The 653-nt window shown below is 59.7% G+C and carries 2 protein-coding genes; both read right to left on the reverse strand.

The window, feature by feature from the left end; translation table 11 throughout:
- A partial coding sequence (locus EN818_RS30670) for a GIY-YIG nuclease family protein (RefSeq protein ID WP_135906576.1) occupies positions 1-379 on the reverse strand: 379 nt, incomplete at its 3' end.
- On the reverse strand, positions 379-653 hold a 275-nt coding region (locus EN818_RS33010), incomplete at its 5' end, for a hypothetical protein (protein WP_189523981.1). The genes EN818_RS30670 and EN818_RS33010, both read right to left, overlap by 1 nt.

Below are 653 nucleotides of genomic sequence, written 5' to 3' on the forward strand. Positions count from 1 at the left end.
GCGTGGGTTTCGTCGCTTTTTTCCGGTTCTGTCCCGGCGATGTCCCGTTTGCTCCATATCGGATAATGCGACGGCACGCCGATTTCGCCTCAGAGGCTGAGAGCGAATACCATTCTCCTCTCAGCCAGGATGCCCCGAGCGCCCTGTGGAGCAACTGCTCAACGGCATGCGCTTTGCCGCGATCGAAGACGAATGCCGCATAGACAAACAACTCGCTCGGGTTGCCGATTTGGAGGCTATCGAGCCGGCCGGAGAGCAGCGAGGATTTCCCGATTTTGACAGGGCCGCCGGCGTCCGAGGCGATGATGTATATGAGCCCGAGATCGAAGGTGCGGATGAACCGATCAACCTTGGTGATCTCTTCGGTCGAGAGAGCCATCACAGTTGAATGTCCCCATCGATGACGTCGGTCATGCCGGCGCTCATTTCTTCTGGCCGCGAGAGCGACGAGAAATCGAAGTTATTGTCGCCAGCCTTTTTGAAGCCGGGCACCGGCCGGCCCGTGAGCCAGACATATGGTTCCGCTCGCCCGATCCATTTCGCGCCAAGGAACCGCTCGCCTGCGCGCTGGAGGCCCTTCTTGATCCGCTCCGACTTCTTCCTCGGATCCTCGTCGTCGACCAGGCTCAGCGCCGCATATTCCTGGCGCCAAT

This window comes from Mesorhizobium sp. M3A.F.Ca.ET.175.01.1.1 (genome assembly GCF_004791945.1).
GTDB lineage: Bacteria > Pseudomonadota > Alphaproteobacteria > Rhizobiales > Rhizobiaceae > Mesorhizobium.